The following is a 26,519-nucleotide window of genomic DNA, read 5'->3' as shown; positions in this document are numbered from 1 at the left end:
AATAAAAGTATATTTTAAAAAAATATCAGCTCACAACCTATCAGGAGGAGCTGATACACAAAACTTTTCACATACCCGTAATAAATTGAAAATTTGCTAGCAGATGAATATCCAACAGATTCTGCAATTTCTTTTATAGGCAGTTCGGTATTTAAGAGAAGAGTTTCAGCTACATTCATTCTTTTTCTTTGAGTGTATTCTGTAATGCTTTGACCATATTTTTCTTTGAAAAAATTTTTTAATTTCGTTCCGCTCATTTTAGATATTTTTTCAAGGGTTTCTTGATTTACATTCATGGCGAAATGATCATCTAAGAATCTTGCTACATCTTCAAGTGCTTTATTATCATCAGACTCAATTTTATATTTTTTTCTATTTAAGTATGTGTCAATCACAATACTTACCCATTCATTTGCTTTGGCTTTAAAGAAAAAATCAGCGGCAGGGGCGTCCATCTTACAATTCAAGATTTCCATTGCCACTTTTTCCAATGACTTTGTAAGTATTATTTGATTTGTTTGAAGCAAAGTGGAATAAAAAGATTCTGTATCTATATTAATAGCTGCTAGATGCTTTTCTAAAAACTCCTTTTTAAAGCCTATGGAAACAGCAAGATAATAGCAGTTCTCATGTAATAAAAATAGGAAGTCATCTTTTATATTATCAAAATCAAGAGTACATAAAGAGTTTGCGGTAAGCGTTTGATAAGGACTGAATTTCTCCCCATTTGCGCTGACTATGTAGCTTGTGTATATTGAAACATAATCTGCCATACTATAAGTATTATTTTGAACTACTTCTTCACTTATATAAAAGTCATGGACATCAATAATAAATCCATCTCCTTCATAAAACCAATACAGGCCTTCTCCATAAGTTGAGTCCTCTTTTTTCCAACAAAAAGTGTGGCCTGCACTTGAATACTTCTTATTGTTTTTACATTCATCTACTTTCATATAATCTTTTACAAAATCATAATATGTCATAATATACCTATCCCTTTTAGACAATATTCCAATTAGCCTTATTAATTAAAAACCATTGTATTAGTAATTATAGCCGATGTATAATAAAAACGCAATGATAGCTATTATCAGCTAAGTAAATTTATACCTAAAAGGAACATCAAAGAAAGGGGAGATGATTATGAAGATTTACAAAAAACTATTTGCTTATGTACAGGATAAAAAATATCTTGGGGTTTTAGCTATAGTATTTTCTGCTATATCTGCTGTACTTACGGTATATGGATATTATTTAATCTACAAATTTCTGGATAAGTTAATAATTAATTCAAATTTATCTGGTGCAGAGAGCTTAGCATTAAAATCTGTTATTACACTAACAATTGGAGCGGTATTTTATTTTGTTTCAGGAATGTTTTCACATATTTTGGGATTTAGGCTTGAAACAAATTTAAGGAAAAGGGGGATTGATGGATTAGAGAAAGCTAGTTTTAGGTTCTTTGACTTAAATCCTTCTGGTCAAATAAGAAAAATCATAGATGATAATGCCGCACAAACTCATCAGGTAGTAGCGCACATGATTCCCGATAGCTCGCAAGCAATAATTACACCCATACTTGTACTTGCGCTTGGTTTTATAGTAAGTATAAGAGTTGGCATAACCTTGCTTGCTCTTACAATAATTGGCGGCTTAATTTTAGGGGCAATGATGGGCGAGCAAAAATTTATGAAGATATACCAAGAAGCGCTATCTAAATTAAGTGCAGAGACTGTTGAATACGTTAGAGGAATGCAAGTTGTAAAAATATTTAGAGCAAATGTAGAGTCCTTTAAAAGTTTTTATAAGGCGATAAAAGATTACTCAAAATATGCTTATGATTATTCATTATCTTGTAAAAAACCTTATGTTTTGTATTAATGGCTATTTTTTGGACTGATTGCAATTTTAATTATTCCTATAGTTTATTTTATTGCTAGCTTGGGTAACGCAAAGGTGATTTTACTTGAGCTTATTATGATTTTATTTTTATCAGGAGTTCTCTTCGTTTCATTCATGAGAATGATGTGGTACTCCATGTATATTTCTCAAGGCAATTATGCAGTAGATACTTTAGAGGCACTTTACGAAGATATGCAAAAAGACAAATTGATGCATGGCAATGTCAATAATTTTAAAAACTATAATATAGAATTTGACAATGTAAGCTTTGCTTATAATGACAAAGCTGTTATTGAAAATTTATCCTTTAAATTAGAAGAGGGAAAGTCCTATGCACTTGTCGGTTCATCTGGATCAGGTAAATCAACTGTAGCAAAACTTATATCAGGTTTTTACAATGTTAATGAAGGAAAAATAAAGATAGGTGGTATACCAATAAGTGAATATTCTGACGAAGCCTTAATTAAAGCTATTTCCTTTGTTTTTCAAGATTCGAAATTATTCAAAAGAAGTATTTATGACAATGTTTTTTTAGCTAATAAAGATGCGACAAGAGATGACGTTATGAGAGCCTTAAAATTAGCAGGATGCGATCTGATATTAGACAAATTCCCAGAAAGAGAAAATACTATCATAGGATCAAAAGGAGTTTATTTATCTGGTGGAGAAAAACAACGAATTGCAATTGCAAGAGCAATTTTAAAGGATTCCAAAATTATTATTATGGACGAAGCATCAGCATCAATTGACCCAGATAACGAGTTTGAACTACAAAAAGCTTTCAAAAATCTTATGAAGGATAAAACAGTTATCATGATTGCACACAGGTTATCAACAATTAAAGACCTTGATGAAATACTTGTGATGGATAGCGGAAAAATTATAGAAAGAGGCTCCGACAAAAAATTAATGTCAAGAGATACAAGGTATAAAAGGTTGCAAGAGATGTTTAACAGTGCGAATGAATGGAGGGTTTCGAATGAAGGAGTTTTATAAAAAAAGATTTGCTCTTACAGATAAAGGAGCAAGAAATTTAAGCAAAGCAACACTGGCTTCATTTTTCGTTTATTGTATAAACATGCTTCCTGCCATTTTACTTATGATTTTTGCTCAGGAAGTTTTGGAAAATATGGGCAAAAGCAAGGGCTTTTATATAGTATTCTCAGTTTTGACTTTGATAGCAATGTATATTTTGCTTTCTATCGAATACGATAAATTATACAGCACAACCTATCAAGAAAGTGCGGATTTAAGAATAAGGACAGCGGAATATTTATCAAAACTGCCTCTATCATACTTTTCTAAACATGACATTTCCGACCTTTCACAAACAATCATGTCTGATATTGAAGGTATAGAGCATGCAATGAGCCATTCAATACCAAAGGTAGGCGGCATGGCACTTTTCTTCCCGCTTATATCCGTCATGATGCTAATGGGTAATGTCAAGATGGGCTTAGCTGTAATTATTCCATCTCTTTTAAGCTTTATATTCATACCCTTATCTAAAAAATATCAGGTTAAGGGACATAAAAGATATTATGATATTCTAAGAAAAAACTCAGAAAGTTTTCAGGAAAATATAGAAATGCAAATGGAGATTAAAGCATACGGCTTATCAGAGGAAATGAAAGAAAAGCTATATGAAAAAATGGATAAAAGTGAAAAAGTGCACTTAAAAGCGGAAATAACTACAATTTTAACTATGTCTATATCTTCAATATTTAGTTTTATTTCCCTTGCTGTCGTAATATTTGTTGGCGTAAATCTAATTATTAGTAAAGAGATAAGCCCTCTCTACCTTGTAGGATATTTACTAGCGGCGATAAAGCTAAAAGACTCTCTAGACGCATCTAAAGAGGGATTGATGGAGATATTTTATTTAACACCAAAGATTGAAAGATTAAAAGAAATTCAAAATCAAGAATTACAAGAGGGCGAAGACTATAATTTGAAAAAATTTGATATTGATCTAAAAGATGTTGAATTTGCTTATAAGAAAGACGCAAAAGTTTTAAATGGTGTAAGCTTTAAAGCTAAGCAGGGAGAGGTTACTGCTTTGGTAGGAGCAAGCGGCTGTGGCAAAACAACTATCTTGAAACTTATATCAAGACTTTATGATTATGACAAGGGAGAAATCCTAATCGACGGCAAAGATATAAAAGAAATATCAACAGAATCTCTTTTTGACAAGGTCTCAATAGTTTTCCAAGATGTAGTTCTATTTAATCAAAGCGTTATGGAAAATATTAGAATCGGAAAGCAAAATGCAAGTGACGAAGAAGTTAAAAGGGCAGCAAAACTTGCAAACTGCACAGATTTTATAGAAAAGATGGATAAGGGTTTCGATACAGTTATTGGTGAGAACGGAGCTGAGCTATCAGGAGGAGAAAGACAAAGGTTATCAATAGCCAGAGCCTTCTTAAAAGATGCGCCGATATTGATTTTAGATGAGATAGCAGCAAGCCTTGATGTTGACAACGAGAAAAAGATTCAAGAGTCTTTAAATAATTTAGTTAAAGATAAAACTGTTGTCATCATTTCACACAGAATGAAATCCATAGAAAATGCAGACAAGATAGTAGTTCTTAAAAACGGAAAAGTAGAAAGTGAAGGCAAACATGAAGAGCTTTTACAAAAATCAAAAGTTTACAAGAATTTAATAGAAAAAACAAAAATGGCAGAAGAATTTATTTATTAGGAGGAAAAAATGAATAAAAATAATATGAATGGTCTAAAAACAAAGGATTTGATTACTATAGGGGTTTTCACAGCTCTCTATTTTATATTTAATATGATTGGGGGAATGCCTTTTGGAATGAATCCTGTATTAACCTTTTATCAGCCAATGGGTAGTGCTCTTTTGTCAGGAATAATATTTATGTTTCTGATTTCGAAAGTGTCTAAAAGAGGAACGATTGCTATTTTGGCAATAATAATTTGTATTTTGAGATTTGCAACTGGCATGCATTGGGCTATGGGTCTTGGAACTTTAGTTATGGGGATAATTGCTGAATTTATAGCAGGAAGCAAGTCATATAAAAGTAAAAAAACAAACATCCTTTCTTTTGGAGTATTTGCACTTGGAGATATAGGGACTTTTGTCGTATATTTTATGGATCCTAAGTCTTGGTCAAATGCAATGATAGAGAAGGGGACAGATATAACATATATAGAGTCTATGAATGCAGCAGCTGCTGATTGGATGATTTATGTTATTGTGATTGGAACTTTTTTAGTTGCTTTATTTAGTGCTTTTATAGGTTCTAAACTTTTGAAAAAGCAATTTGAAAAGGCGGGTATTATATGATTTCAGGAGAATTGAATACACATATTAATCCATGCACAAAAATAGTTTTACTATTTTTGTGCATAATTATATCTAGTATATTGCCCTCAATAGAATATGAATTAGCTTTTGTAGCATTAATTGCTATTTTTAGTCTTATAAATAGAAAAATCAAAATTGCTTTTACTGGGATATTAATATATCTATTAGTATATTTCCTTAGTATTTTAACTGTAAGATATGGAAGTAATACTTTTAGAAGCATATTTATGCCATTTTTGGGTTTAGTTAATAAAATTTATCCGGTATGTATGCTCTCTATGATAATACTTAGCACAACGAAAGTAGGGGAGTTTTTATCTGCTATGGATTATGTTGGTGTTTCTAAAAAAATTTCTATCCCCCTAGCAGTAATGCTTAGGTATATACCAACTATAAAAGAAGATTGGCTATATATAAAAGATTCAATGAGGTTTAGAGGAATTTCTCCATCCTTTTTTGGATTTATAAAAAACCCTTCTTTAACCGTAGAATGCATTTATTCTCCTATGATAATTATGGCAGCAAAAGCAGCAGATGAATTAACTATAGCTTCTATCACAAGAGGAATTGAATCACCAAATAAACGAACTTCAATTATAAGGATTAATTTTGGAATTTTAGATTATTTATCTCTAATAATTGGAGTAGTAATTACTGCATTTACAATATATTTGAGGTATTTTTATGATTAAGTTAAATGAAGTTTGTTTCAAATATAGAAACTCTAAGGATATTAGCCTAGATAATATAAATATAGAAATAAAAAAAGGAGAGTTTATTTTAATATGTGGTTCTTCTGGCTCTGGAAAAACCTCTATTACAAGGCTTATAAATAAGTTGATACCATATTATTATGAAGGAGATTTAAATGGTGATGTAAAAATAAATGATAAATCATTATCTGACTATCAAATGTTTGAACTTTCAAAAAATGTCGGCAGTGTTTTTCAAAATCCTAGAACCCAATTCTTTAATGTGGATACAAATAGTGAAATTGTATTCGGACTAGAAAACCAAGGAGTAGAAACAAAAATTTTAGAAGAGAAATTAGATGAAACCTGCAAGAAATTAGAAATAAATAAACTAAAAAATAGAAATATTTTTCATTTATCTGGAGGAGAGAAACAAAAAATTGCTTTTGCATCAGTTTATGCAACAAATCCAGATATTTATTTACTTGATGAGCCTTCTTCTAATTTGGACATACCGACAATAGATATATTAAAAAAACACTTATCCATGTTGAAAGAGAGTGGTAAAACAGTTATTATATCTGAACACAGAATCTATTATATAATGGATTTAGTTGATAGAATTATTTATATGAAGAATGGGAAAATTGATAAAATTTTTTCCAATAAAGATTTTTTAAGTTTATCTGAAGATGAAATTAAGACTATGGGTTTAAGAACAAGAAACAAACCTAGTTTAAATATAAAAGAAAAATCACCAATTATAGGTAAGTCTTATTTACAGGTAAATAATGTTTCAATTTATAGGAAAGATAAATGCCTTACAGATAGACTTAGTTTTTCTGCAAACAAGGGTGATATTATTGCTGTTTTAGGATCTAACGGCATAGGGAAAACTACTTTTTTAAGAACTCTTTGTGGACTTTATACTGATTATAAGGGTGAGTTTATTTTAAAATCTAAAGAAATTGATGAAAAAGCAAGAAAGCAAATATCTTATATGGTTATGCAAGACGTAAATTATCAATTATTTGCCGATAGTGTCTTTGCTGAATGTAAATTAGGAATAAAGAACGTAAAAGATGATTTAATTAATGAACTGCTAAATGATTTTGACTTATATAATTATAAAAATAGCCACCCTAACACTTTGTCTGGGGGACAAAAGCAAAGACTTGCCATAGTTTGTGGACTATTGTGTAACAAAGAAATTTTTATTTTAGACGAGCCTACAAGTGGGCTTGATTATAAAAATATGATTAAAACTGTAGAATTATTGAAGTCACATTCAAAAGATAAAATTATTTTTATAGCTACCCATGATTTTGAATTTGCAAGTTTAATTTGCAATCGTGTATTGGATTTAGAAAAAAATAAGATATACGTGTGATATACTAGAGAAAATTTTTATAAAAATATCTGAATTAATCAAAAAATATAGAAATAAGGATAAAATAATTTTTATAGTTTCTCATGATATTGAGTTTTTAAATGAAGTAGCAGATGAGATTTTTGAATTGTAAAATAGAGCATGAGAGAAATCTATAGAACTGGATGGTGGTTTGAAAAAATTGACAAATCAAGGTAATTACTATATTATATAAGCAACAGTACCCGACACGCCTCTTAAAGCGGTGTAAGTCGGGTCTTTTAATTTTAAGGAGTAATAACGTGAAAAAATCGCCATTTATACAAAACTTCAAAGAAAACTATTCAAGGAGAATAAATGAGAATAGATAGAATCAATACATATGATGACAATCGCTTCAGTCAAGAAGCACTATATCAGCACGGTTGCTACATTGTAGATGGCGATGTGCCTGTAGAAATTAAAATCATATCACAGACCGAGGCACTTATAAAAGGAGAAGAAGCATATTTTGACGAGGTCATTGAAGAGTTTCGATTTAATGCAGAGCACATCACAAATTTTTATGATGAAAGTGGTAAGCTTATTAAGAAATTCAAAGACTTGGAGGTTTTTAAGCTTGATCTAGATAAAATCCAGCCGATACAGTTCTTTATAGATAGTGATAAATTAGAGGCAGTTAAGAGCTTTGTTAATAGAGAAGAAGACGTGATTATCCCAGTTACAATATGCGAAGACACATACGCGTCCCTAGATGGACACACACGCCTCTACCTTGCATATAGCCTTGGATTCAAGTACGTATACGCCTATCTTAGTGAAACCTTCTGTGGATTTGACTATTTCTTTTATGAAGCAAGAAAAAGAAATATATTTACAGCAAAAGACTTGACCTTGCTCACACATGAATGATTTGAAAAGTTATATAAATTAAGAGGTGAATCTATGATAATAGATAGTTTTGATAATGAAACAGAGCCAGTTTTAAGTCTAAAAGACTTTTACGGAGAAAAGAAAAATATTGCAGAAAAATGTTTGATAATATATTCAAAAAGCATAATAGAATATTTGCTTGATAATTTTGAATGCGAAGAAATTGGAAATATAGGATCTGTAAATGGGTCAAGACCAGTATATAAAAGTAGATTTGAAGGTCAAGAATTTGTATTTTATCTTACTATGATGGGTTCGGCTCTTGCTTCAGGAGATTGTGTAGAAGTTAATTGGATTACAGGTGCAAATAAATTTATTATGTTTGGATCTTGTGGCAGTCTTGATAAAGAAAAAACTTTTGGAAAGTACATTATACCAACAGAGGCTTATAGAGGTGAAGGAGCATCTTATTATTATGCGGCGCCTTCTGATTATATTGCTATTAAAAACCATGATAAGCTTGAAGAATTTTTTATCAAGGAAAAAGCTCCCTACACTAAGGGAAAAGTCTGGACTACAGATGTTATGCTTCGTGAGACACGCGGACTCGTTTCAAAGAGAAAAGCAGAAGGATGTATAGCAGTAGAAATGGAGCTTGCAGGTGTTCAAGCAGCTTGTGATTTTTATGGATTTGAACTTTATAACTTTCTTGAAGCAGGAGATGTATTAGATGAGAGCTGTTATGAGGTCGAAGGACTCCATAATGCCAACCATGATCTTGGAAAATTGTATTTGGCATTAAAATTTTTAAAAGAAATATAAGATAAACAAATCTAGAGGTTAGTATTGAAATAAATGGTTTTTAGGATTTAATAGAAATCTTAAAAGCCGTTTTTTATTTAAAAAAAAGTAATATGAAGTTTGTTGTGGCAGTCGTAATCTATCGTCTACACCAGTTTGTTTTGCATAACATCTTAAATCAAAAGGAGAAAAAGTGGTATAATATAGGTGAGAACAGATATCAATAGGAGGAGGAAATGTTTAAGCGTTTTTTTGAAAATTTTAGAAAACCGAAAGACAATTTTGGCGGTAGATTTATGTTAAAAAGTATGAATAAAGGACATGAAAAATTGGCAAGTTGGGGAAGGTCTTACATAAACATTGAAAACGATTATATTGTCCTAGATTTGGGCTGCGGCGGGGGTCGTAACATAGAATATTTTTTAACTAAAGCAAAAAAAGTTTACGGAATTGACCACTCAGAAACAAGTGTAAAGATGGCTAGTGAGATAAATAAAGAAGCGATTGAGTCTGGAAGATGCGAGATTTCATTGGGAGACGTAAAAAGCCTTCCTTTTGAAGATGAATCCATAGATATCGTCACAGCGTTTGAAACTATTTATTTTTGGAATGATATAGAAGAATGTTTTAAAGAAATTTATCGTGTGCTTAAAAAAGGCGGACAATTTTTAATATGCAATGAAGTATCATCTATGAAAAGAAGAGATGTAAAAAAATTAGCGCATATGATAGAAATGGAAGTATACACACCCGACGACTTAACAAGAATGCTTGGGAAATTGGGATTTAATTTTGAATATCATTTAGATAGAAAACAACAAGTCGTATTTATCGCACGAAAATAGGAAAGACAAAGAAAGGCAAGGATAAAAATGAAATATCACAGTTTTTATTTCTATCAGTTTCAACATCCTATGAAAAAAGTTTTAGTGGAAAAATATGGAAGAAAGTATGCTAAGGATATCCTCAAAAAAAGCAAAAAAATTTATCGAAAACTAGTAGAAGAAGCAGATGATATCGGAGATGATAATCCAATGGCATACAATGAGATGTTCGCTCTTGTATTTGTTGCACCATATTTAGCAAGCGAAAAAGAAATTCCTCCAGAGACTATCCAGGAAATGATGCGTCGCTCTCTGTATTTTGTCAAATGGTTTTTTTCATTAACTAATCTAAATACTAAGAGAGGAAAAGAGGCTAATAAGAAAAATATAGTTAAGTATTATAATTGGTATACAGAAGAAAAAGAAAAACTCTATCCCACATCATTTAAGGTCGATTTTGAGGGAGAACCATATGAGGGCGCTTGTTATTACAGAATTACTCGTTGTCCTATTTGTACATACACTAAAAAGCTTGGGGTACATGAATTAATGCCGCTATTCTGTGAATTGGATGAGGTTATGATAAGTCTTCAACATGGAGTTTTACATAGAGAAGGCACGATAGCAAATGGAGCAGATTGTTGTGATTATTTTATTACAGGTGATAGAGAATGAACCAATGTTATATGAATAAGAAATTGGTAAAGTTTGTGATTAATTTATTATTATTGGAGTAGAATAAAATGAGCTTAACTTATAAAATTGCATCGACAATTGTAAGACTTATCGGAGTCAAAAAAATGTTTTTAAAGAACAAGGAAGAGATGCTTGAGTATGCAAAAGGTGAAAATGCAAAAATAGTATTTGATTTAGAAAAGGCAAAGGCAAGGGCTACGAGAAAGAATTATTATCTTTTTGATAGGGATGTTATGGGTTATAGACTGATTTCATATCAAAAAAATCAAACGCCCGCCGACGGTGCAGTTCTTTATCTATTTGGAGGAGGAATGATAACACAACCGAATAAACTGGATTTTAAATTATCGGAAAGAATAATGGAACAAACCGGAAAAGATGTTTGGTTTTTATTTTATCCTCTTTGTTCAGAAAATGTAAAGATAGATAAGACATATGAAGTATCATTTGAAGCCTATAGGCTGATGACCGAAAGTTACAAGGCAGAAAATATCAGCGTCCTTGGATTTTCATCAGGAGCTTGTCTATCACTAGGGATTTTTTTGCATAACAACGCCATAGGAAGACCACTTTCGATGCCAGGCAAGATTATTTCAGTTTCTCCTGGAGGAATTCCGGATGTAACTGTCGATGAAAACAAAGAAATTTGGGAGAAATTAAATGCACTTAACCACAAGGATGTAATGATTGAACCGACGTACATTAAAACTGCAAGAGAAATTGCAAAAGGAGATGAAGACATACCTGAATATATGTTAGATGGAACTGTAGGAGATTTTACAGACTTTCCGAAAACATATTTTTATTACGGCGAAAATGAATGCCTCTATGCCTTTGCGCAAACCTTTAAAAAAGCAATGGGAAAATACAACGTTCCATACGAAATTATTGTTGGAAAAGGAATGTGCCACTGCTATCCGTTGGCGAGATTTTTTAAAGAAGGAAGAGAAGCACAAGATGAAATTATTGAATTGTTAGGACAATAATTTAGGACATACAATGAAATCACAAGAATTTAAAATGCCTATATTCGGTGTCGGGCCAATATATGTAATAACATGTCTAATACTTACAATCGCTGGGATATGGCTTCATCTCAATGAATACATTTATCAAGGAAAAATGATTAAAGGCAAAATATTTTTTATTATAGCTGGGATATTCATGATTATTTTGGGAATATATTTATGGATACAAGCAGTAATAGTTCAGAAAATAAATAAAAAAGTTACAGAAAAAAAGTTGATAACAACAGGAGTATACAGCATAGTAAGAAATCCTGTTTATTCAGCATTTATATTTATATTCACAGGTCTACTTTTATTTACAGCAAACTATATTTTATTAATACTTCCATTTGTATTTTGGGCTTTTTTAACAGTACTAATGAAAAATACAGAAGAAAAATGGTTAAAAAATGAATTTGGAGAAGAATATGAAATATATTTAAAACAAGTAAATCGAGTAATACCACGGATCAGAAGAAAATAAGATTAATTCTATGCAAGCATCTACAGTTGTAGGTGCTTTTTTATGGATAATTATAGGAAGAGGTAGTAAATACAGAAAAATATAAATCTAGACCGTCAAATACTTGAATGAAAACACGCCGAATACTTGAATGAAAATTGGACAAATACTTGAATGAAAACTGAACAAATACTTGAACGAAAACTTGCCAAATACTTGAATGAAAAATGGACAAATACTTGAATAACTGATAAAATCTACTTAAGTAATAAGTATGGGAGGAAATTATGAAGGAGTATTTACCGAGAATTTCAGACAAATTGTTAGAAGAACGATTAGATGCAAAAGGAGCAGTTTTAATTGAAGGACCTAAATGGTGCGGAAAGACAACAACAGCGAAACAACAGGCTAAAAGTTTTATATCTATGGATCGTCCCGACATGACGAGACAATATCAACAAATGGCAGAGATTTCTCCTAATACTTTGCTTGAAGGAGAAACTCCAAGACTGATTGATGAGTGGCAAATAGCCCCTAATTTATGGAATACTGTGCGTTATGAAGTTGATAATAGAGATGAATTTGGTCAATTTATATTGACGGGTTCAGCAGTACCACATGAATTTGATGATTCTATGCACACAGGTACAGGAAGAATTTCTAGACTTTTGATGAGACCTATGAGTTTATTTGAGTCAAGGGATTCTAGTGGTGAAGTGTCTCTTAAAAATTTATTTGAAGGAGAAAACATCACAGCCGTTGATGAAACGTGTTTTGAAAAAATTGCTTTTCTAATTTGTAGAGGTGGATGGCCAAGATCAATTGGATTAAATGAAAAACCAGCTTTATTCCAAGCTATAGATTATTTTGATGCTGTTGTGTCTACTGATATTAGTAGAGTGGATTCTATAAAAAGAGACAAAGAAAAGGCGAAGAGACTACTTAAATCGTATGCAAGACATGTAGGAACGCAAAGTTCTTTAGAGACTATAAGGCAAGATATGCTAGCAAATCAATCAGATACATTTGATCAGGTAACACTTTATTCTTACCTGGATGCTTTAAGAAAAATATTTGTTATAGAAGATTCTCCGGCGTGGAATCCGAATTTAAGATCAAAAACAGCCATACGAACAACAGATACAAGATATTTTTCAGATCCATCTATTGCGACGGCATCATTAGGTATGGGACCTAATGATTTACTAATTGATTTAAACACCATGGGATTTTTATTTGAAAACTTATGCGTTCGAGACTTAAGAATTTATACAGATTATTTAGATGGAACAGTTTATCATTATAGAGATAAGTCTGGATTAGAATGTGATGCAGTAATTCATTTAAGAAATGGTGCTTATGGACTTGTTGAAATTAAACTCGGTGGGGATAAATTAATTGAAGAAGGCGCTGAGACTTTAAAAGATTTAGCATCCAAAATAGATACAAAAAACATGCCCAAACCATCATTTATGATGGTATTATGCGCGAAATCACCTTTTGCATATAAAAGAAATGATGGTGTTTACGTAGTACCTATTACATCATTAAGACCTTAATAGTTTTGAGAATTTATGGATATATTCTCGGATATAAGAATTTTGAGGAAAATTATATTTTATCCTTATTGACCGCTCAAGTAAAGAGGTGGAGTGATTTCGGTGGCAAGAGTTATTTATTTTAAATTATTTATTACATTTGAAAAGGAGATTAAATATGATTAAACTGATTGATTTAATAAAAACAGATGATATGGAAAGAACTAAAATTAAATTTCATAAAAATGAAGGCGATATAAATAGACAGGCATATGACATGCTTCTTGAGGAGCCAGATACATGGCTTAGGATGAATCAGTGGAGAGAAAATAATCGAAATCATAATCTCGATTCTTGTAAGTACTTGATAGCGATGGCTCAGTATTATCCTTATGGGAAAGATTATTATATATTCGGCGGATTATATAAAGTTTGTGAAGAACATTCCGAAAAATTCTCATGTGAAGGTTATAAATTGGAAAAAGTAGAAGAATATGAAGAATTCGAAAAAAGAGTGATAGTTCGTATAAATGATCCGAAAAAATTATCACTTTCATATTTAAGATGGTACACTAAAGCACAAGAAGCTTTGAATGTAGAGGTTTATGAATTGGCTTCTTCAACAAAAACTCTTAATTTTACAGGTTACCAAAATGTATCGTTATCGCACAAAGATCTTGTTAGAATTATTTCAAATGATGAACCGACATATAAGCAAGCTCTATCAAATGTAAAGGGAGTTTATGTAATAACGGATAAAAATACGGGGAAACTTTATATTGGATCAGCTTCTGGTAACAGCAAAGGTATATGGCAAAGATGGTCATGCTATGCAAATTACTTAGATCCAACAGGAGGTAATAAAAAATTGACTGAGATATTCGACAAGGATGAAAGTTATATCCAAAAAAATTTTAAATATTCAATTTTAGAAATATTTGACACTAAAACAAAAACAGAACAAATATTAGAAAGAGAAAATTATTGGAAAAAAGTATTAGAAACAAAAAGATTCGGATATAATAAAAATTAATCCTATGAGGTGTAAAAATCGAAAGTGAATCACTCGAATATAATTAAGGAATGTAATTGGAGCAAATAGATATTTTACAATGGGAAATGTTCTGGTAGTAGATTTGATTAAAGAAATTGGTGAAAAAATAGTAAAAATAGTAAACGCAAATATTTGTGAAGACAATCTGCGTTGAAAATATTGAGGAGCCATTGATGCAGGAGATTCGATACTTGGATAAGATGGTCGATGAACTAGCTAAGGGTAAGAAGATAGAGAAAATTTTACGATAAAAATTTCTAAATAGAGTGCACTAGGCGGTAGAAATATCTATCGTCTTTTTTATTCTAGTTTCCATTAAATTACTTGTCCACAATAATTATTTGATATAATGATAAAAAGAGAAAAAGCCAATTCTCAAGTTTATGATTATCATATATTAAAAAGAAAAATCACTAATTACTATGTGTTCATTATACAAGGAGGGAGCATGAAAGGTTCAGAATGTAGATTAATAGAGTATATGGAAGGTTCCAAAAAACGTTTCATAATTCCGGTTTATCAGCGTAATTATGACTGGAAGATAGAGAACTGCAAGCAGCTTTATGACGATCTTATTAAAATAATAAAAAATAAAAGAAAAAGTCATTTCTTTGGCAGCTTGGTTTCTGTTTATGAACCATCTGGAAGAAATACGGAGTTTCTTGTAATCGATGGACAACAAAGACTAACAACAGTTTCCTTATTGCTTCTAGCAATGTATAATCTTATCCAGTCTGATGTAGTAAAACCGATAGATAAATACTTGGACAAACAGATTTATGAGGATTTCTTGGTTGATAAGTATCAGCCAGAAGAGACTCGTATTAAGTTAAAGCCTGTAAAGAACGATCAGGAAGCATTTGGAAAGTTATTTAATGATGTCGATGAATATATTAGAGAGTCAAACCTTACAACTAACTACAATTATTTCTATGAAAGAATCCAAAAACAGGAAATAACGATTGATGAATTATTTGATGCAATCTGCAGGTTGGAGATCATTAACATTACACTTAACAATGAGGATAATCCTCAGTTAATATTTGAAAGCTTAAACTCTACAGGTCTTGATTTGAGTGAGGGTGATAAAATCAGAAACTTTATCTTGATGGGGCTTTCTTCAAAAGAACAAGATGAATACTATGATAAATATTGGAACAGGATTGAAGTGTGTACAAAATATGATGTTAGTTCATTTGTAAGGGATTATTTAAGTATCAAGCAGATGAAAATCCCATCACAAAAGAAGATTTATATTAGCTTCAAGGATTATGTATATAGTAAATCGATAGAGGTAGAAGATCTTCTGAAAGATTTGCTGGCATATGCTAAACGATATGAAATTTTACTAAGTGGTGGCACAAAAAATAAGGCTTTGGATGCGTGTATCTATAGGTTAAATAAATTAGAAACAGCGGTTACAAGGCCGTTTTTCCTTGAAGTATTAAGGCTTTGTGATGAAAACAAACTGGATATAACACAAGTAGCAGAAATATTTTTGATTACAGAAAATTATGTATTTAGAAGAACGATATGTGATTTACCGGCAAATGCATTGAGTAAAATATTTTATACACTTCATAGAGAAATCACGAGATATGAAGGAAATGATCAGGAATATGTTGAGAAATTTAAGTATGCACTTTTATCAAAAAAGGAAAGAGCACGTTTTCCTAATGACGATGAATTCTCTGAAAGATTCACTGAGAGACCTGTTTACCAAATGAATAGCAAGAATAAGGTTTATATTATGGAACGTCTGGAAAATTATTCTACCGCAGAAGACAAAGATGTATATGGCCATTGCGATGATGGTACTTATTCCATCGAGCATATTATGCCGCAACATCTGACTCCAGCGTGGATTAAGGCACTTGGTGATGACTATGAAAAAATTCATGAGACATGGCTTCATAGAATTGCAAATCTGACTTTGACTGCTTATAACTCAAAATATAGTAACAGTACATTCGAAGAAAAGAAATCAATGAAGAATGGATTTGAAGACAGTGGCATTCGAATGAATACTTATATCGCAAAGAAAGATAAATGGACTTTGGCTGAACTCGAAGAACGTAGCCAATATTTGATGGGAAGGGCTCTCGAAATTTGGACCGCTCCGACAAGCACATTTAAGCCTATAAAAAAACAGATGGATTCATTTACATTGGACGATGATGCTTCATTAAGCGGTAGATTAATTGCGCGCTTCAGTTATAAAAGTACAGAACAACCAGTTTCAAGTTGGGTAGAAATGTTCCAGAAAGTATTACAAATTCTATATGCAGAAGACAAGAGTATAATCATAAAACTTGCCGTTTCTACAGAGGATAATGTTGCAAGACATTTTACAACGAATGAAGCAGATTTCAAAAAGAGCGTTGAAATTGGAGATGGCATTTTCGTATGGACTAATTCAAGCACACAAAGCAAAATTTCCGTATTGAATAGAGTGTTTGAATTATATGATGCCGATCCAAGTGATTTGGTTTTTTATTTACGTGATGAAAATGAAAGTGTAGAGAAAGAAACGGGAACGCGATATGAATTACGAAGAAAGTACTGGGCATATGCTTTAGAAAAAATAAAAGAAGCTCATGAAGAGGGCAACTCTTTTGCTAACGTAAATCCATCAAAATCAAACTGGATTAGCGGTTTTTTTGGAATTAGCGGTTTTAAAATTAACTGCGTGGCTAACTTTGATTTCGCAATGGTTGAATTGTACTTAGGAAAAGTTAAGAAAGAAGAGAATAAAAAAGCTTTTGATATGCTTATAAGATATAAAGATGATATTGAAAAAGCACTTGGAGTATCCCTCGTTTGGAGTCGCGAAGACGATATGAAGACATCAAAAATTTCATATAAACTAAATAATGTAAGTATAAAAAACGAAACTGATTGGTTGCAGATGGCAAAGTTTCATGCAGAGTGGAGCAAAAAATTCTATGATGTTATAGTGCCATATCTGAGAAATTTTTAGGTAGATATAGTAATTGAGCGGATATTCTCTTTGGAGAAAATTCCATCCGAGATTTCTATGTTTACTTAATAAATAGCAAATAAGATTTTTTGAATTTTATAATATAATAATCCACAGGACGATAGAAATATCGTCTTTTTTATTTTGGTTTTCTGTAAAATGACTTATTAACAACAATTATTGGGTATAAATATATGAGGAGGAATTTATGGATATTTTTTTGGTAGCAACTAGGTTAATATTAGCAGCGATACTGGGAGCTGTGATTGGAATAGAAAGAGAAATCAAGAATAGGGCTGCGGGTTTTAGAACTCATATTATTGTCAGTGTTGGGGCGTGTTTGATTATGCTTATTGGAATTGATGGTATTGGTGAGTTTTCATCTGACACAGCTAGGGACACTGCGAGGATTGCGGGACAAGTTGTGAGTGGAATTGGGTTTTTGGGAGCAGGTACCATTCTTCAAAAAAAGAATGGTGTTTCAGGACTTACTACGGCTGCAACTTTGTGGCTTTCAGGAGCGATTGGGCTTGCTGTGGGAATTGGATATTATGAAGGGGCAATTATTGCAACTGTTATTTGTCTGATAACTTTGGTTTCACTTAAAGGAATCAGTGATTTAATCAACAAGAAAACTACAAAATCGTATATTATGGTTTTCGATACTAGTAATTTCAATCAAAAAAGCTTTTATGAATTTACTCAAGAAGAAGGCGTAGAAGTTAGAAAGATAGACATAATTGATGAGGATATGGATGATAAATCGATGATTGAATCCACGTTATCATTTCATAAGAATTATGATATTGGTAGATTTTTCAAGAAATTGAAATCAGATTTACATCTGAAATCGGTCAAATTGAGTGAAAAAGAGGATTAGATTTTATGAATAGAATTAAAAAGCTTTTGCCATATTTAATGGTTAATATAATCTGTTTTTATTTGTTGACATTGTTAATGAAAGATACGGGCAGTGCAATGTTTATTTTATTATTTGTAATTCCTGTTATAACTTTTGTGAATGCTATAATGTGTGGAAAGAAGAATTCTTTTGACATTCTTTACCCTCTTTTAGTTATGGTGATTTTCGTGCCTTACGTACTTATTTATATGAATGAAAGTGCCACAATTTATATATTTATTTACGGTGTGATTTCGTTGATGGGATGCTTTGTTGGTAGCAGATTGAGATAAGAGTGGAGAAAATTATGAACTGGATTAATAGTTTCGAGATTTTATGTTATTTTATCGTATTTATCTTGGTTGTCGATATTTTGAAAAGCAAAAACTACAGGGAGCTTGGTCTTTTATTTCGGGAGCTTTGGCTGGGTTTTGCTTGGAACTTTTGGCAGTGAGATTTACAGATATTTATCATTATAGCAATGATTTTTTCATAAGTATTGGTTTTTATCCGTATCAGTTTCCCTTTTTCGGAGGTCTGATGTGGGGAGGAATCAGCGTGTGTGCACTTAGAATCGCAAACAAGTTTTCAATCAGCAATATAATGAAGGCTTTGTTGAGTGGTTGGTTGATTGTAAGCATGGATTTGCTTTTGGATGTAGTGGCAATAAGGTTAAACGGAGGTTTCTGGGTGTGGGATGGGCGCCCAATCACTCTTGCTATCAATCATCATATGTTCATGAGCGTAATTTGGGTTAATTTTTTGGGATATATGTTTGAAGTGCCAGCAATTATTTTTATGACTTTGAAACAATGGGACAAATCTTTCGACAAATCAGATTTTAGTATTGCAAAATCACTGTTGATAGGAATTTGCGCAGTATTGTTCGTAGCGCTCGCAAGTGCAATTTCCCTCGTTCTAGATAAAATAACTGATGAATGGTTTTCGTGCATTGCATTTTTGTTGATTTGGATATTTATTTTTATAAAATTGATATCAATTTTAATTAGTCATCACAAATCAATTACGTTCAAGAACAAAAAAGATTGGCCGCTATTTGTTTTCTGGTTTAGCATATATGCTTATTGTATTGCTGCGCTTTTTAAGTTTAATATTATGAGTGCCAATTTTTTATACGCATTTTTTACATTTTTCATTATGATAATGACGTTGGTTTTGAGTTTGATAGATATTGAAAATAATCATTAGGCATCTACATTTGTAGGTGCTTTTATTGTGGCTAAAATTACCATTTGAAACACAAATTGGGTATAAATAATACAACGAAAGTATATAGGAGTTTATTATGAATAAATCGATATTATCTAGAACGATTAAAACTGCTTTGGCTTCACTTTTGGCGATAATTGTGTCGCAGGAACTTTCTCTTGAGTTTGCAGCTGCGGCGGGAATTATTGCGATATTAAATGTGTTTGATACGAGAAAAGCTACGATAGAAGGTGGCTTGAAGAGAACTTTGTCCGCAATAATTGCTCTTTTGATTGGAGGATTTTTATTTGAAAAATTAGGATACAAAACTTGGGTTTTCGGATTGTATTTGCTATTATTTGTGCCTGTGTCTTTTTTGTTAAGGATAGAGCTGGGGTTGGGACCTTCAAGTGTAATTGTGACACATTTGTTGGCCTTCGGAAGAATTGACTCAGCGATTATTTTGAATGAAATGGCACTAGTGTTTATAGGAACTGGATTTGCGATGCTAACCAATTTCTACGCACCTACAAGCCAAGATAGATTAAACAAGTTAATCGATAATATTGACGAAGATATGACGTTCATTTTGAATTTGTTCGGACAATCACTGATAACACATTTAGATGTGAAGTTATACAAAGACAAGATTTCAAAACTTGATGAAGACATCGACAAGGCGATTGAAATTGCGATAATTGAAAATGATAATTTAATTGAAAATAGCAGAGATATACTGGACAATTTGCGTTTGAGAAATAGGGAGATGGATTTATTAGAAGAGATGTATCATGATTTGAAGACGATTCCTGTTGAATATTCAGATGGAAAGTACATTTCAGATATTTTAATTGAAACTTCTGAAAATTTGACAAATGGTGAGGAAATCACGAAGGTGAAAAATAGAATTGATTTTCTGAAAAATCATTTCAATATGATGAAATTGCCAGAAACTCACGAAGAATTTGCTATTCGTTCTGCAATTTTTCAAGTGTTCAGAAGTCTGGATCAATTTGTGGACATAAGTAACTATATTAATAATAAACTTAATAAGGAAAAAGGTAAAAGGTGATTATATGTGTGAAGAAAAGAATGAAGAACTGATTTTCAAGGAAAAGTTAGAGGAAGCTGTGGAGAGTTTTGGCAAGGGTAGCCAAGAGGGAGCGAAGGTGTCAATCAGAAATTGCCAGGATTTTTTTGGGTGTGTGTCGATTAGTCACCAAAAACAAATCGCACAAGCTTTTGAAATTGACGAGAAATACATCAAGACGATTATAAAATTCATTCCATCTATCAAAGAATCCAAGGTTGAATACGAGATTGTATGCTGCTCGGGACCGAGATGTGCGAAGAATGGATCAATGGAAGTGTTGAAGACTGTGAAAAAAGAGCTTGGCATGGATTTTAATGAAACATCTGCTGATGGGAAAATTCGACTAAGAACGCAAAACTGTTTCAAGAAATGCAAAGATGGTCCCAATATTATGATTAATGGCAAATTCTATCACCACATGAATGCGGATAAAACAAAAGAAGTTCTGGGAAAAATCAAATAAATTCTAATTGGAGCTAGTTGATTTCTAGCTCTTTTTTTATGAAATCTGATAGAATATAGTTAAGAAAATCAAGCGAGGTATTTATGAATAAATTATGTTTTATTGGCGCTGGGAATATGGGGTCTGCGATGATTTCTGGTGTTGTGAAATCAAAGTTGATAGATAGAAATAAAATTTTTGTTTCAAATAAATCTGAGAAGAAATTAAACGATTTGAAAGAAGAATTGAAAGTGAACACGACTACTGACAACAAGAAAGCTTGTGAAAATTCTGATGTTGTAATACTTGCAGTGAAGCCACATATTATTCCAACAGTTTTAGAAGAAATCAAAGATGTTATTAATAAGGAAGCTATTGTGATTTCTGTTGCAGCAGGGGTTACTATTTCAGATATTGAAAAAATCACAGGAACTGACAGAAAAATTCTTCGTGTTATGCCGAACACGCCATGTCTTGTCGGTGAAGGAATATCTGCGATTTGTACGAATGAAAATATAAATGATGATGATTTGAAAATCGTGAAGGAAATTTTTAATTCGTTTGGAAAAAGCGAAGTAATCGACGAGAGTTTGATGGACTGTGTGATTGGAGTTAGCGGCTCATCTCCTGCATATGTGTTTATGTTTATGGAAGCGATGGCTGATGCAGCTGTACAAACGGGAATGAAACGAGATATGGCATACAAATTCGTGGCACAATCGGTGCTTGGCGCTTCTAAAATGTTAATGGAAACTCACAAACATCCAGGAGAATTGAAGGACATGGTGTGTTCGCCAGCAGGAACGACTATTAAGGCTGTGGAAGTTTTAGAAAAATACGGGCTTAGAAATGCTGTCATTCAAGCTCAGCTTGCCTGTGTGGAAAAATCACGTGAAATGAGTGAAAAATAATTTACAATGACTTTACAATAATGTAGTGTATGAAATTGTTTGTTATTTTTTAACATTTCATGGTGCAAATTATAGGTCTGTGTGATATAATATATTGTAAATTATTTTAGTGGGGGCAAAATGATGAGCGTTATTGATATTTCAATAAATTTCATAAAAAAGCTTTTTGATTTGAGATTTACAAATCACGATCTAAGCCTTATCAATAAATTGAGAGGCAAATTGATAGCTATTTTTGCGTCCAATAAAAAAGTGTATAATTGTCAAAAAATTTAGGAGAATTCTATCTAGAATTCTCTATTTTTTTATTTTAGGAGGGTATTATGGAAAAATTGTACGAAGGTAAAGCAAAGGAAGTTTATTTAACAGAAAAGGCTGATGAATATATCATCAGATACAAGGATGATGCAACAGCTGGTAACGGTGAAAAGAAAGCTACAATTGCTGGTAAGGGCGAACTAAACTTAGCAATCACTACAATGATTTTTGAAATGCTTGAAAAAAACGGCATCAAAACTCACTACATCGAAACAATAAACAATACTGATATGAGAGTTAAAAAAGTTACTATCATGCCACTTGAAGTTATCGTTAGAAACATCACTGCAGGTTCTTTTGCAAAAAGATACGGCGTGGAAGAAGGAAAAGTTTTAAATCAACCAACTTTCGAATTATCTTACAAAGATGATGATTTGGGAGATCCATTGATGTGTGAAGACCACGCAATTGCTCTTGGAGTTATCACAAAAGAAGAATATGACTATTTAAGAGAAGAAACTTTGAAAATCAACGAATTACTTAAAGAATTTTTCTTAAAAATCAACTTAAAATTAGTTGACTTCAAAATAGAATTCGGTAAAACTGATGACGGACAAATCTTATTAGCTGACGAAATCAGCCCAGATACTTGCAGATTGTGGGATAAAGACACTAACCAAAAATTAGACAAAGATATTTTCAGAAGAGATTTGGGAGATTTGACAGAAGGCTACAAAGAAGTTCTAAATAGAATGAGAGGCTAGGATGTGTGGAGTTATAGGGATATATTCTAAGTCCGAAGTTAATAAGAAATTATTTTTCGGACTTAACTCCTTACAACACAGAGGACAAGAATCCTGTGGTATCACCGTTAGTAACGGTGAAAACCTACATAGAGAAAAAGGCATGGGACTTGTTATCGATGTGTTTAAGGAAGAAAATTTGAATAATTTAGTTGGTAATGTAGGAATTGGACATGTAAGATATTCGACAGCTGGTGGCTCTCACGATTACAATACTCAGCCATTGATGGCTTTTGCAAAGGGGATTGAAATGAGCTTGGCGCACAATGGAAATCTTATCAATCACCAAATTTTAAGAACAAGACTTGAAGAAGACGGCGTTATGTTCCAAACAGCGATTGACAGTGAAGTTATTTTGTATTTGATTGCTAGATATTACAAAGGTGACATCGTTGAAGCTATCAAAAAAACAATGAAACTTATCAAAGGAGCTTACGCAGTTGTGTTGTGCTTGAAAGATAAGCTTGTAGCATTTCGTGATCCTTTGGGAATTAGACCTCTTGTTATGGGGAAAAATGATGAAGATGTTGTGTTTGCATCTGAAAATGCAGCAGTAGAAATCGTCGGAGCAACTGAAATCAGAGATGTTAAACCAGGAGAAATAATTGTCGTAGACAAAGAAGGTGCAAATTCTTCGATGTATACAACAGATGAAGCACCACGCCATTGTTTCTTTGAATATGTGTACTTCGCAAGAGAAGATGCCACTTTAGATGGAACAAACGCATATAATTTTAGAAGAAGATGCGGAGAATACTTGTCACAAGAATCTCCATGTGATGTTGATTTGGTAGTTCCGGTTCCAGATTCAGGTATTCCTTCAGCGATAGGTTACGCGCAAAAAACAGGAATTCCTTACGCACAAGGTTTGGTAAAAAACAGATACATGGGAAGAACTTTCATCAAACCAACTCAAAAAGAAAGAGAAATGGCTGTTAAGTTGAAACTAAATCCACTAAGACATGTATTAAAAGGAAAGAGAGTTGTACTTATAGATGATTCCATTGTAAGAGGAACTACAAGCGCTAATTTGATTCAAAGAATTAGAGAAGCTGGTGCGACAGAAGTTCACATGAGAATCACATCGCCACCTGTAAAATTCCCTTGCTATTACGGAATCGATACTCCTTCCAGAAAGCATTTGATTGCAGCGAACATGGATATCGAAGCTATTCGAGAAAAAATCGGGGCGGATAGCTTAGCATTTATTTCAATGGAAGGAATGATAAAATCGAGCAGCGACAAAATGGACAAATTCTGTAAGGCTTGTTTTGATGGAGATTATCCAGTAGATCCGATAGTTATATAGGTGATTAAATGAATATTGCAGTTTTTATTTCAGGTACTGGTACCAATTTGAAAGCTCTGTTAGATGCAAAAAAAGACAATTATTTCAAAAGCGATATTGTTGTTGTGGTTAGTAACAAAAACGCAGCTGGTCTTGGTTTTGCAAGAGATTTCAACGTGGATACTTTGGTTTCAAAAGATGACGAAGAAATCATCAATTGTTTAAAATCAAAAAACGTAGATTTGATCGTGTTGGCAGGTTTCTTGCCTAAAATTTCAAAGAGAATTATAAATGAGTTTACAATTGTAAATATCCATCCATCATTGCTTCCAAAATACGGTGGTAAGGGATGTTATGGAATCCATGTTCACGAAAAAGTTTTTGCTAATAAGGAAAAAACTAGCGGTGCAACTGTGCATTTCGTGAATGAAAAATTAGACGATGGAGATATTTTGCTTCAAAGGTCTGTGGATATTTCTGATTGTAAATCGGAAGATGAGATAGCAAAGAAAGTTTTGAAAATAGAACATGGCATTTTGAAAGATGCTATAAAAAAATTGGAGGAGAGTTCATGCGCGCATTAATTTCACTTACGGATAAGACTGATGTAGCTAAATTAGCAAAAAATTTACAAGAATTGGGATATGAAATCATATCTACAGGTGGTACTTACAAGGAAATCGAAAAATCTGGAGTAAATGTAATAGACATCTCCAAGGTTACAAATTTCCCTGAAATTTTGCAAGGCAGAGTGAAGACTTTGTCACCATACGTTCACGGTGGAATTTTGTATAAGAGAGATAACGAAGAACACAAGAAAACTGTAGAAGAATTGAATATTCAACCAATCGACATTGTTGTGGTTAATTTGTACGATTTCCAAAATGCATTGAAAACTGGAGACCACGACAACATCGTTGAAAACATCGACATCGGTGGTCCAACTTTGATTAGAAGTGCTGCAAAAAATTACAAGGACGTTTTGGTTGTAACAGATCCATCTGATTATGACGAACTTATCGACAGATTGAAAAACGACAACGTGGATAATTCATACAGAGAAAAACTAGCAATGAAGGCTTTTAGTTTGACAGCTTACTACGATTCTGTGATTTCAAGATATTTCCAAGAACAAGTTGGAGAACGCAGCAAATACAGAACTTTTGGTTTCAAAAAAGAAGAAGAACTTAGATATGGTGAAAACTCACATCAAAGTGCCAATCTTTACATAGACCCATTTGTAAACGGCAAATTGACAGATTGCGAAGTTATTCATGGCAAAGCAATGAGCTTCAACAATTACAACGATTTGAATATTGCAGTGGAATTAGCTGACGAATTGGGCGCAAATTCTTGTGTTGCATTGAAGCACCAATCTCCATGTGGCGTTGCAATTGCAGACAGCGTTTCAGAAGCTTACCACAAGGCCTACTTAGCAGATTCAACTTCGATTTTCGGTGGAATTATCGCCATCAATGGAGTTGTTGATGAAAAATGTGCCGAAGAAATGAGTCAAATTTTCTTGGAAATTATAGCTGCAAAAGATTTCGACGAAAAAGCGCTTGAAATATTGACTAAAAAGAAAAACATCAGACTTGTTAAGATAAAATTCGACAACGATTCAGTAAAAGAAGACATTAAATATTTGAACGGAAAAGTTTTGATTCAAGACAAAGATTTCGGTGTTGACGAATACAACATCGTTACTAATGAAAAACCAAGTGATGAAGACAAGAAGGATTTGGAATTTGCTATGAAAGTGGTTAAATTCACAAAATCAAACGCAATTGTACTTGCAAAAGATTCCCACACTTTGGGAATTGGCGGAGGCCAAACATCTAGAATTTGGGCGTTGGAAAACATAGCCAACAATCACCCGGACGTTGATTTTACTGGATGCGTATTGGCATCAGATGCATTCTTCCCATTTTCTGACTGCGTAGAATTTGCACACGAATTAGGAGTAAAAGCTATTATTCAACCAGGTGGAAGTATCAAAGACCAAGATTCAATTGACAAATGCAATGAGTACGGAATTAGCATGGTGTTCACAAAAAACAGACATTTCAAACATTAAAAAT

At 32.5% G+C, this 26,519-nt stretch carries 24 protein-coding genes and 1 pseudogene; 24 read left to right on the top strand and 1 reads right to left on the bottom strand.

The genetic code is table 11. The annotated features are described in order from the left end of the window. Positions 1-14: 14 nt before the first annotated feature. The gene (locus tag GKG00_RS06950; protein WP_346962836.1) at positions 15-986 is read right to left on the bottom strand and encodes an AraC family transcriptional regulator; all 972 of its coding nucleotides are present in this window, start codon (positions 984-986) and stop codon (positions 15-17) included. 160 nt (positions 987-1,146) lie between these two features. Between GKG00_RS06950 and GKG00_RS06945 the strand changes: the two are divergent. The 24 genes and pseudogenes from GKG00_RS06945 to purH all read left to right on the top strand — a co-directional run bounded on the left by GKG00_RS06945 (position 1,147) and on the right by purH (position 26,515). Beyond that, positions 1,147-2,901: pseudogene (locus GKG00_RS06945) on the top strand (ABC transporter ATP-binding protein). Further along, positions 2,885-4,606, top strand: coding sequence for an ABC transporter ATP-binding protein (locus GKG00_RS06940; RefSeq protein ID WP_154254873.1), 1,722 nt, complete (start codon positions 2,885-2,887; stop codon positions 4,604-4,606). Before GKG00_RS06945 ends, GKG00_RS06940 begins: the two are co-directional and overlap by 17 nt. Before the next feature lie 9 nt (positions 4,607-4,615). Further along, complete coding sequence (locus tag GKG00_RS06935) at positions 4,616-5,215, top strand: MptD family putative ECF transporter S component (RefSeq protein ID WP_094206766.1); 600 nt, start codon at positions 4,616-4,618, stop codon at positions 5,213-5,215. Continuing rightward, positions 5,212-5,928, top strand: a complete 717-nt coding sequence (locus GKG00_RS06930) for an energy-coupling factor transporter transmembrane component T (RefSeq protein ID WP_154254872.1) — start codon at positions 5,212-5,214, stop codon at positions 5,926-5,928. The genes GKG00_RS06935 and GKG00_RS06930 overlap by 4 nt, the downstream gene beginning before the upstream one ends. Next, positions 5,921-7,318 carry an ABC transporter ATP-binding protein gene (locus tag GKG00_RS06925; protein WP_094206768.1) on the top strand — a complete coding sequence of 466 codons (1,398 nt, stop codon included), beginning with the start codon at positions 5,921-5,923 and terminating at the stop codon, positions 7,316-7,318. The genes GKG00_RS06930 and GKG00_RS06925 overlap by 8 nt, the downstream gene beginning before the upstream one ends. Before the next feature lie 336 nt (positions 7,319-7,654). Next, complete coding sequence (locus GKG00_RS06920) at positions 7,655-8,209, top strand: hypothetical protein (RefSeq protein ID WP_154254871.1); 555 nt, start codon at positions 7,655-7,657, stop codon at positions 8,207-8,209. A 33-nt stretch (positions 8,210-8,242) separates the two neighbouring features. Next, the gene (locus GKG00_RS06915; protein ID WP_154254870.1) at positions 8,243-8,992 is read left to right on the top strand and encodes a nucleoside phosphorylase; all 750 of its coding nucleotides are present in this window, start codon (positions 8,243-8,245) and stop codon (positions 8,990-8,992) included. Positions 8,993-9,207: 215 nt separating this feature from the next. After that, entirely contained in the window at positions 9,208-9,816 is a 609-nt protein-coding gene (locus GKG00_RS06910; RefSeq protein ID WP_154254869.1) for a class I SAM-dependent methyltransferase, read from the top strand. A 27-nt stretch (positions 9,817-9,843) separates the two neighbouring features. Then, the gene (locus GKG00_RS06905; protein ID WP_154254868.1) at positions 9,844-10,470 is read left to right on the top strand and encodes an L-2-amino-thiazoline-4-carboxylic acid hydrolase; all 627 of its coding nucleotides are present in this window, start codon (positions 9,844-9,846) and stop codon (positions 10,468-10,470) included. Between the two features lie 68 nt (positions 10,471-10,538). After that, on the top strand, positions 10,539-11,477 hold the full coding sequence (locus tag GKG00_RS06900) for an alpha/beta hydrolase (protein ID WP_154254867.1): 939 nt from the start codon (positions 10,539-10,541) through the stop codon (positions 11,475-11,477). Between the two features lie 13 nt (positions 11,478-11,490). Beyond that, positions 11,491-11,982 (top strand): isoprenylcysteine carboxylmethyltransferase family protein, encoded by a 492-nt coding sequence (locus GKG00_RS06895; RefSeq protein WP_154254866.1) that lies wholly within the window; start codon positions 11,491-11,493, stop codon positions 11,980-11,982. A 266-nt stretch (positions 11,983-12,248) separates the two neighbouring features. Next, a complete protein-coding gene (locus tag GKG00_RS06890) occupies positions 12,249-13,520 on the top strand; it encodes a DUF4143 domain-containing protein (RefSeq protein ID WP_154254865.1) in 1,272 nt (423 codons plus the stop codon). 157 nt (positions 13,521-13,677) lie between these two features. Then, positions 13,678-14,532: a GIY-YIG nuclease family protein gene (locus tag GKG00_RS06885; RefSeq protein WP_154254864.1), complete on the top strand. Its 855-nt coding sequence runs from the start codon at positions 13,678-13,680 to the stop codon at positions 14,530-14,532. Between the two features lie 469 nt (positions 14,533-15,001). After that, entirely contained in the window at positions 15,002-17,533 is a 2,532-nt protein-coding gene (locus GKG00_RS06875; protein WP_154254863.1) for a DUF4268 domain-containing protein, read from the top strand. 208 nt (positions 17,534-17,741) lie between these two features. After that, positions 17,742-18,413, top strand: coding sequence for an MgtC/SapB family protein (locus tag GKG00_RS06870; protein ID WP_154254862.1), 672 nt, complete (start codon positions 17,742-17,744; stop codon positions 18,411-18,413). Positions 18,414-18,418: 5 nt separating this feature from the next. Next, positions 18,419-18,727, top strand: coding sequence for a hypothetical protein (locus GKG00_RS06865; RefSeq protein ID WP_094206781.1), 309 nt, complete (start codon positions 18,419-18,421; stop codon positions 18,725-18,727). 43 nt (positions 18,728-18,770) lie between these two features. Next, positions 18,771-19,643 (top strand): DUF422 domain-containing protein, encoded by an 873-nt coding sequence (locus GKG00_RS06860; RefSeq protein WP_241673667.1) that lies wholly within the window; start codon positions 18,771-18,773, stop codon positions 19,641-19,643. Positions 19,644-19,740: 97 nt separating this feature from the next. Beyond that, the gene (locus GKG00_RS06855; RefSeq protein ID WP_154254861.1) at positions 19,741-20,715 is read left to right on the top strand and encodes an aromatic acid exporter family protein; all 975 of its coding nucleotides are present in this window, start codon (positions 19,741-19,743) and stop codon (positions 20,713-20,715) included. Between the two features lie 4 nt (positions 20,716-20,719). Next, positions 20,720-21,199, top strand: coding sequence for an NAD(P)H-dependent oxidoreductase subunit E (locus GKG00_RS06850; RefSeq protein ID WP_154254860.1), 480 nt, complete (start codon positions 20,720-20,722; stop codon positions 21,197-21,199). Between the two features lie 83 nt (positions 21,200-21,282). Beyond that, positions 21,283-22,089 carry a pyrroline-5-carboxylate reductase gene (gene proC, locus GKG00_RS06845; RefSeq protein WP_154254859.1) on the top strand — a complete coding sequence of 269 codons (807 nt, stop codon included), beginning with the start codon at positions 21,283-21,285 and terminating at the stop codon, positions 22,087-22,089. A 323-nt stretch (positions 22,090-22,412) separates the two neighbouring features. After that, positions 22,413-23,111 (top strand): phosphoribosylaminoimidazolesuccinocarboxamide synthase, encoded by a 699-nt coding sequence (gene purC, locus GKG00_RS06840; protein WP_154254858.1) that lies wholly within the window; start codon positions 22,413-22,415, stop codon positions 23,109-23,111. A 1-nt stretch (position 23,112) separates the two neighbouring features. Beyond that, entirely contained in the window at positions 23,113-24,459 is a 1,347-nt protein-coding gene (purF, locus tag GKG00_RS06835; protein ID WP_154254857.1) for an amidophosphoribosyltransferase, read from the top strand. Between the two features lie 8 nt (positions 24,460-24,467). Continuing rightward, on the top strand, positions 24,468-25,022 hold the full coding sequence (locus GKG00_RS06830; RefSeq protein ID WP_094207676.1) for a phosphoribosylglycinamide formyltransferase: 555 nt from the start codon (positions 24,468-24,470) through the stop codon (positions 25,020-25,022). Then, positions 25,010-26,515, top strand: coding sequence for a bifunctional phosphoribosylaminoimidazolecarboxamide formyltransferase/IMP cyclohydrolase (gene purH / locus GKG00_RS06825; protein WP_154254856.1), 1,506 nt, complete (start codon positions 25,010-25,012; stop codon positions 26,513-26,515). Before GKG00_RS06830 ends, purH begins: the two co-directional genes overlap by 13 nt. The last annotated feature ends 4 nt before the right edge of the window (positions 26,516-26,519 follow it).

It is taken from the genome of Finegoldia sp. BIOML-A1, assembly GCF_009678325.1.
Taxonomy (GTDB): domain Bacteria; phylum Bacillota; class Clostridia; order Tissierellales; family Peptoniphilaceae; genus Finegoldia; species Finegoldia magna.
Note: the sequence above shows the minus strand (reverse complement) of the source record. Positions and strands in the feature narration are given on the sequence as shown.

Excerpts from the sequence above, each read along its gene's own strand:
- GKG00_RS06950 (WP_346962836.1), bottom strand. The coding sequence starts at position 986 with ATGACATATTATGATTTTGTAAAAGATTATATGAAAGTAGATGAATGT.
- GKG00_RS06940 (WP_154254873.1), top strand. The coding sequence starts at position 2,885 with ATGAAGGAGTTTTATAAAAAAAGATTTGCTCTTACAGATAAAGGAGCA.
- GKG00_RS06935 (WP_094206766.1), top strand. The coding sequence starts at position 4,616 with ATGAATAAAAATAATATGAATGGTCTAAAAACAAAGGATTTGATTACT.
- GKG00_RS06930 (WP_154254872.1), top strand. The coding sequence starts at position 5,212 with ATGATTTCAGGAGAATTGAATACACATATTAATCCATGCACAAAAATA.
- GKG00_RS06925 (WP_094206768.1), top strand. The coding sequence starts at position 5,921 with ATGATTAAGTTAAATGAAGTTTGTTTCAAATATAGAAACTCTAAGGAT.
- GKG00_RS06920 (WP_154254871.1), top strand. The coding sequence starts at position 7,655 with ATGAGAATAGATAGAATCAATACATATGATGACAATCGCTTCAGTCAA.
- GKG00_RS06915 (WP_154254870.1), top strand. The coding sequence starts at position 8,243 with ATGATAATAGATAGTTTTGATAATGAAACAGAGCCAGTTTTAAGTCTA.
- GKG00_RS06910 (WP_154254869.1), top strand. The coding sequence starts at position 9,208 with ATGTTTAAGCGTTTTTTTGAAAATTTTAGAAAACCGAAAGACAATTTT.
- GKG00_RS06905 (WP_154254868.1), top strand. The coding sequence starts at position 9,844 with ATGAAATATCACAGTTTTTATTTCTATCAGTTTCAACATCCTATGAAA.
- GKG00_RS06900 (WP_154254867.1), top strand. The coding sequence starts at position 10,539 with ATGAGCTTAACTTATAAAATTGCATCGACAATTGTAAGACTTATCGGA.
- GKG00_RS06895 (WP_154254866.1), top strand. The coding sequence starts at position 11,491 with ATGAAATCACAAGAATTTAAAATGCCTATATTCGGTGTCGGGCCAATA.
- GKG00_RS06890 (WP_154254865.1), top strand. The coding sequence starts at position 12,249 with ATGAAGGAGTATTTACCGAGAATTTCAGACAAATTGTTAGAAGAACGA.
- GKG00_RS06885 (WP_154254864.1), top strand. The coding sequence starts at position 13,678 with ATGATTAAACTGATTGATTTAATAAAAACAGATGATATGGAAAGAACT.
- GKG00_RS06875 (WP_154254863.1), top strand. The coding sequence starts at position 15,002 with ATGAAAGGTTCAGAATGTAGATTAATAGAGTATATGGAAGGTTCCAAA.
- GKG00_RS06870 (WP_154254862.1), top strand. The coding sequence starts at position 17,742 with ATGGATATTTTTTTGGTAGCAACTAGGTTAATATTAGCAGCGATACTG.
- GKG00_RS06865 (WP_094206781.1), top strand. The coding sequence starts at position 18,419 with ATGAATAGAATTAAAAAGCTTTTGCCATATTTAATGGTTAATATAATC.
- GKG00_RS06860 (WP_241673667.1), top strand. The coding sequence starts at position 18,771 with ATGTTATTTTATCGTATTTATCTTGGTTGTCGATATTTTGAAAAGCAA.
- GKG00_RS06855 (WP_154254861.1), top strand. The coding sequence starts at position 19,741 with ATGAATAAATCGATATTATCTAGAACGATTAAAACTGCTTTGGCTTCA.
- GKG00_RS06850 (WP_154254860.1), top strand. The coding sequence starts at position 20,720 with ATGTGTGAAGAAAAGAATGAAGAACTGATTTTCAAGGAAAAGTTAGAG.
- proC (WP_154254859.1), top strand. The coding sequence starts at position 21,283 with ATGAATAAATTATGTTTTATTGGCGCTGGGAATATGGGGTCTGCGATG.
- purC (WP_154254858.1), top strand. The coding sequence starts at position 22,413 with ATGGAAAAATTGTACGAAGGTAAAGCAAAGGAAGTTTATTTAACAGAA.
- purF (WP_154254857.1), top strand. The coding sequence starts at position 23,113 with ATGTGTGGAGTTATAGGGATATATTCTAAGTCCGAAGTTAATAAGAAA.
- GKG00_RS06830 (WP_094207676.1), top strand. The coding sequence starts at position 24,468 with ATGAATATTGCAGTTTTTATTTCAGGTACTGGTACCAATTTGAAAGCT.
- purH (WP_154254856.1), top strand. The coding sequence starts at position 25,010 with ATGCGCGCATTAATTTCACTTACGGATAAGACTGATGTAGCTAAATTA.